The 5,094-nt window shown below is 73.1% G+C and carries 8 protein-coding genes; 1 reads left to right on the top strand and 7 read right to left on the bottom strand.

Going from position 1 to position 5,094, the window contains the following annotated elements; translation table 11 throughout:
* The 5 genes from B9S61_RS01320 to B9S61_RS01300 all read right to left on the bottom strand — a co-directional run.
* Positions 1-943 (bottom strand): RNA polymerase sigma factor (locus B9S61_RS01320; protein WP_103540529.1); only part of this gene is annotated, 943 nt, incomplete at its 3' end.
* Between the two features lie 8 nt (positions 944-951).
* Entirely contained in the window at positions 952-1,359 is a 408-nt protein-coding gene (locus B9S61_RS01315) for a YciI family protein (RefSeq protein WP_103540528.1), read from the bottom strand.
* Between the two features lie 171 nt (positions 1,360-1,530).
* Positions 1,531-2,076 (bottom strand): TetR/AcrR family transcriptional regulator, encoded by a 546-nt coding sequence (locus B9S61_RS01310; protein WP_103540527.1) that lies wholly within the window; start codon positions 2,074-2,076, stop codon positions 1,531-1,533.
* An 18-nt stretch (positions 2,077-2,094) separates the two neighbouring features.
* Positions 2,095-2,676, bottom strand: a complete 582-nt coding sequence (locus B9S61_RS01305) for a sugar O-acetyltransferase (protein ID WP_103540526.1) — start codon at positions 2,674-2,676, stop codon at positions 2,095-2,097.
* A 39-nt stretch (positions 2,677-2,715) separates the two neighbouring features.
* Positions 2,716-3,090, bottom strand: a complete 375-nt coding sequence (locus tag B9S61_RS01300; protein ID WP_103540525.1) for a VOC family protein — start codon at positions 3,088-3,090, stop codon at positions 2,716-2,718.
* Between the two features lie 201 nt (positions 3,091-3,291).
* Here B9S61_RS01300 and B9S61_RS01295 point away from each other — a divergent pair, with 201 nt between their 5' ends.
* Complete coding sequence (locus B9S61_RS01295) at positions 3,292-3,807, top strand: hypothetical protein (RefSeq protein ID WP_258039499.1); 516 nt, start codon at positions 3,292-3,294, stop codon at positions 3,805-3,807.
* Positions 3,808-3,825: 18 nt separating this feature from the next.
* On the opposite strand, the gene B9S61_RS01290 is transcribed toward B9S61_RS01295, so the two are convergent.
* Together B9S61_RS01290 and B9S61_RS01285 are read right to left on the bottom strand one after the other, a co-directional pair.
* Complete coding sequence (locus B9S61_RS01290) at positions 3,826-4,341, bottom strand: DUF2267 domain-containing protein (protein WP_103540524.1); 516 nt, start codon at positions 4,339-4,341, stop codon at positions 3,826-3,828.
* Positions 4,342-4,443: 102 nt separating this feature from the next.
* Entirely contained in the window at positions 4,444-4,866 is a 423-nt protein-coding gene (locus B9S61_RS01285) for an Hsp20/alpha crystallin family protein (protein WP_103540523.1), read from the bottom strand.
* Between the last annotated feature and the right edge of the window lie 228 nt (positions 4,867-5,094).

Below are 5,094 nucleotides of genomic sequence, written 5' to 3'. Positions count from 1 at the left end.
GCGGGCCGTCCGCCTCGCCGACCGCGACCGCGCGGTTGAGCCGGACGACGGGGCTGCCGGTCAGGCGTACGAGTTCGTCGTACCACTCGACGATCTGCACCCAGTCGGTCTCCCCGGCGGTGGGCGCGTCGGCATGGAGTGCGGCGATGGCGGCCTGGGCCTGATACTCGCCGAGCCGGTCGCGGGCGAGGGCCGTCTGCAGGATCGTGATGCCCTCGGTGATCAGGCGGGTGTCCCAGCGGCCGCGGTCCTGTTCGGCGAGGGGTACCAGGCTGCCGTCGGGCGCGGTCCGGGCGGCGCGCCGGGCGTGGTGGAGCAGCATGAGGGCGAGCAGTCCCGCCACCTCGGGGTGGTCGATCCGGGCCGCGAGCTGCCGGGTGAGGCGGATGGCCTCGGCGGCGAGGTCGACGTCACCGGAGTAGCCCTCCTTGAAGACCAGGTAGAGGACGCGCAGCACGGTGGCGACGTCGCCGGGGCGGTCGAAGCGGACGCGGGAGACGGTGCGCTTGGCGCGGCTGATGCGCTGGGCCATCGTCGCCTCGGGCACCAGGTAGGCGTGGGCGATCTGGCGTGTGGTGAGCCCGCCGACGGCGCGCAGGGTGAGCGCGACCGCGGACGAGGGCGTCAGGGAGGGGTGGGCGCAGAGGAAGTAGAGCTGGAGGGTGTCGTCCACGGCGGTGGCCGGCCCCGGTACCGGCTCCTCGTCGGCCCGGTCCTCGCGCCGGCGGCGGGCGGCGTCCGCGCGGGTCCGGTCGAGGAACTTCCGCCAGGCCGTGGTGATCAGCCAGGCCTTCGGGTCCCGGGGCAGGTCGGCCGGCCATACGCGGATCGCCTCCGCCAGCGCGTCCTGCACCGCGTCCTCGGCCGCCGCGAAGTCGGCTCCGCGGCGGACGAGGGCGGCGAGGACGCTCGGTGTGAGGCCGCGGAGCAGAGCCTCGTCCATGGGTGAGGTCACTCCGTGATGGTGGGCGACTCGCCGTAGAACGGACGCAGCTCGAGCCACTCGTGGATCGGCCTGCCGCCCGCCCCGGGGGCGGCCGAGAGTTCCCCGGCCAGCTCGACGGCGCGGTCCTGGCTGTCGACGTCGATGACCATCCAGCCGGCGATGAGGTCCTTGGTCTCGGCGAACGGGCCGTCGGTGACCGGCGGGCGCCCCTCACCGTCGTACCGGACCCACATCCCCTCGGGCGCGAGCGCCTGGCCGTCGACGAACTCGCCGGTCTTCTCCAGCCGGGCCGCGAAATCGTGCATGTACTGGATGTGGGCCGAGATCTCCTCCGGCGTCCACTGGTCCATCGGCGCGTCGTTCACCGGTGCCGGGGCGCCGCGGTAGTGCTTCAGCAGCAGGTACTTCGCCATGGTGGTTCTCCTCGGTGCGGTGCGGCCCATTGTGGTCGCGCTCACCCGGGGGACGGAGCCGGTCGCGGGTTCTCGACATCGTGTCCCCGTTTTTTTTGACTTCTTTCCGCGGAGCCCGTCGCGGCGTCGCGGAGCACGCCGCGGAGCCCGTCGCGGCGCCCCCCGGTACCGCTACGGCGTCGTCGTGATGCGCCGTACCGCCTCGCGGGTCAGGTCGCGGTCGGACGGGGTGTCGTCGAGGGCCCGGTGGAGGGTGAGGCCCTCGATGAGCGCGTCGAGCCGGCGGGCCGTGGGCGGGGGGAAGTGGTGCTCCAGGAGGTCGCGGCTGCGTCGCATCCAGCGTTGGCAGAGGAGGCGGTAGGGCTCGTGGCGGGCGGCGAGGGTGTAGAGCTCCTGCTGGAGGATCAGGTCGCGGCGGGGGCCCTCGGAGAGGGTGTGGATGAGCTCGGTGACGGCCTCGCGGGCCTGGTCGGGGGTGGCGGCGGCGGAGAGGTGCTGCTCGAAGAGGGTGACCACGTGGTCGGAGTAGCGGGTGAACGCCTCCAGCAGTACGTCGTCGATGCCGGTGAAGTGGTACGTCATCGAGCCCAGCGGGACCTGGGCGCGGGCGGCGATCTTGCGGTGGGAGACGCCGGCGACGCCCTCCTCGGCGATCAGGTCGAGGGTGGCGGCGAGGATGCGGTCCCGGCGGTGGGGGTCCGTGTGTCCGGTGGCCATGGAGCGGGCGCCGCGCCGTCAGAGGGTGCGGACCGGACGGGCGGGGTTGCCCACGGCCACGACATCGGCGGGGACGTCCCTGGTGACCACCGCGCCGGCGCCGATCACGGAGTTGTCGCCGATGGTCACCCCGGGGCAGACGATGGCTCCGCCGCCGAGCCACACGTTGTTGCCGATGGTGATGGGGAGCGCGGCCTCGAGTTTGTCGCGGCGCGGTTCCGGTTCCACGGGGTGGGTGGGGGTGAGGAGTTGGACGCCGGGGCCGATCTGGCAGTCCTCGCCGATGGTGATCCGCGCGACGTCCAGGGCGGTCAGGTTGTAGTTGACGAACGTACGGGCGCCGATGCTGATGTTGCTGCCGTAGTCGACGTACAGCGGCGGGCGGACGTCGACGTCCTCACCGGCGGAGGCGAGCAGTTCGGCGAGGATCGGCCGGGCCCCGGCGGGGTCCTCGAGGTAGGCGGCCTGGTAGCGGGCCGTGAGCCGCATCGCCTGGCGCTGCCGTCGGGCGATCTCCGGGTCGCCGGCGATGTAGAGGTCGCCGGCGAGCATCCGTTCGAGGTTGGTGCGCGGGTCGCCCGCGAAGTGGTCCGTCGCCATGCGTACGAGCGTACGCTCGCGGGGCCCGCTCCGCAGCGGTCAGCGCAGTTCGCCCCGCTCCATGCAGAATTCGTTGCCCTCCGGGTCGGCCAGGGTGACCCAGCCCTTGCCGTCGGGGCGGGTGTGGTCGGCGAGTCGGCGGGCGCCGGGGCCGATGGCGCGGGCCACCTCCTCGGCTCGGGTGCGGCCCGTCGGCCACAGGTCGAGGTGGAGGCGGTTCTTGGCGGCCTTGCCCTCGCCGCCGTGGACGAAGAGCAGGCTCGGGCCGCCCTCCGGGTCCGCGATCAGGGCCTCCGGATCGCCCGGCTTGTCGTCGTCGGCGAGGGGCCTGCCGAGCAACGCGCTCCAGAAGCGGGCGAGGTCGTAGGGGTCGCCCGTGCAGTCGATGGTGATGTGGCGGATGGTGGGGTTCAACGGTCCTCCGGTGTCGCCGTGTCGATGTCGCCTGTGGCTCGCAGGATGGCGTGCGGGGAGGGTGTCCGTCGAACGGTTTCCGGTCCGTGCGGGGGATCCTGTGACCTTGCTGTTGCGGGAACTGTGGCGCCCCTCACTGTCGGGCGGGGTCGGGGCTGGTGGACTCTGCGGATTCGATCTTCGTCCCCCGGGAGGCCCGTCGTGTGGCTGCTGGCTCCGCTGTTCGTCCTGGCTCTGGTCGGCGGCTGCTTCGCGCTCGTGGGGTACGGGGTCGGGGCCGTGGCCGACGGGCTGTCGGGGCTCAGGGAGCGTTCCGTCGCGCTCCGGGGGCTCGCGGCGCTGACCGCCGCCGGTGCCGTCGTCGTCTACGTCTGGGGGCCGCTGCACGTCTTCGGGGCGGTGGTGGAGGCGGAGGACGGCGGTACGGACTCGTCTCCGGTCCGGTCCTGCCGCACGGCGGGGTGGGAGGAACGGGCCGCGGCGGGCGTGGAGATCACCGGCTACGAGGTGCGTGTCGTGCCGCTCGGGTTCGTGTGCGGGACGAGTGACGGCGGGAGGTACGACAACGGCGACGTGCCCGGGTACGTCAACCCCGCCGTGACGGGGTTCGGCCTCACCGCCGCCGCGTCCGCGATCTCGGCGGGGTACCTCTCGGAGCGGCGGGCGCGGACGGCGGCGGGCCGGGGCCCCGGGGACGACGGTGAGGCCGGGCGGTGAGGCGGGACCCGGTGACTCTCAGCCTGCCGGGGCCAGTTCGGCGCGGCCGAAGAGGAGGGCGTAGCCCGGAGGCAGTTGGGTGAGGACGCGGGTCACCAGGGCGTCGCCCACCAGCGGGGGCAGGACGCTCAGGACGGAGCTGACGTCCCAGCGGGCCGTGGCCGGGGTCGCCCCCTCGGTGCGGGCGGCCACGGAGTCGACGAACTCCGCCGCCGTGAGGCTCCGGGGCGCGGGGATCTGTGAGGCGATCACTCTCGCCGCCTCCTCGGGCAGGGCGCGGGCCAGGTCGACGCGTTCGTCGCCGACGACATGGCCGCCCAGGGCGGACAGGACGACGCGGGTGACGCTCTCCGCCTCCGCCCGCGTCGGGTACTGGCCCGACTCCCGCACGGCGTCGATCAGTTCGCGCCAGCCGGTGGCATGATGGCGGCGGTGGCGGGGGTGGTGGCGGATGCGGTCACGGCCCGCGGCCGGGGCCGGGATCGCCGTTGCGGGGGTGGCGGGGGCGGGGTCGTGCGGGGTCAGCGTGGTCATGTGGCGGCTCCTTTCACCTGGACGGACCGGCATGGGGGCGCGCCCCGCGGACGGCCGAGGGGGACGACCGGGGTCCGCGGGACGCCCTGTGGGGTGCCGGGGTCAGCTGCTGATCTGCCTGCGGCTGTCGCCGCCGGAGATCTGGATGCGGCGCGGCTTCGCCTGCTCGGCCACCGGGATGCGCAGGGTCAGGACGCCGGCGTCGTACGACGCGTCGATACGTTCCGTGTCCAGCGTCTCGCCGAGGAAGAGCTGCCGGGTGAAGGTGCCGGTAGGACGTTCGGCGACCAGCGGCTCCGCGTTCTCGGGGGCCGGCGAGCGACGCTCGGCGCGCACGTTGAGAACGTTGCGTTCGACGTCCAGCTCGATGCTCTCCGGGTCGATGCCCGGGAGGTCGAAGTGGACGAGGAAGTCGTCCCCCGAACGGTAGGCGTCCATCGGCATGGCCGAGGGCCGGGTGGTGGAGCCGAGGACCTGCTGCGCGAGTCGGTCGAACTCGCGGAAGGGGTCGGTACGCATGAGCATCACAGTCCACTCCTCTCTTCAGTGTCACCTGTGCGATGCCCTGAACTACGTCTTCCTATATAGCTCGCGAGAGGAAAATTGACAAGCGGACACTCAATCCGGTGCCCCCGGGACCTCAGGGGGCCGTGTCCGCCGGGTCCGGGTGCGGGAGTTAGCCTCGAAGCCGGTGAGATCCGCCCTTCCCGGGCGCGGCGGCAGGAGGCAGACAGGCATGGCGAAGATTCCCGG

The organism is Streptomyces sp. SM1 (assembly GCF_002910825.1).
Lineage (GTDB): Bacteria > Actinomycetota > Actinomycetes > Streptomycetales > Streptomycetaceae > Streptomyces > Streptomyces okerensis.
Note: the sequence above shows the minus strand (reverse complement) of the source record. Positions and strands in the feature narration are given on the sequence as shown.

Excerpts from the sequence above, each read along its gene's own strand:
- B9S61_RS01310 (WP_103540527.1), bottom strand. The coding sequence starts at position 2,076 with ATGGCCACCGGACACACGGACCCCCACCGCCGGGACCGCATCCTCGCC.
- B9S61_RS01305 (WP_103540526.1), bottom strand. The coding sequence starts at position 2,676 with ATGGCGACGGACCACTTCGCGGGCGACCCGCGCACCAACCTCGAACGG.
- B9S61_RS01290 (WP_103540524.1), bottom strand. The coding sequence starts at position 4,341 with ATGACCACGCTGACCCCGCACGACCCCGCCCCCGCCACCCCCGCAACG.
- B9S61_RS01315 (WP_103540528.1), bottom strand. The coding sequence starts at position 1,359 with ATGGCGAAGTACCTGCTGCTGAAGCACTACCGCGGCGCCCCGGCACCG.
- B9S61_RS01285 (WP_103540523.1), bottom strand. The coding sequence starts at position 4,866 with ATGCTCATGCGTACCGACCCCTTCCGCGAGTTCGACCGACTCGCGCAG.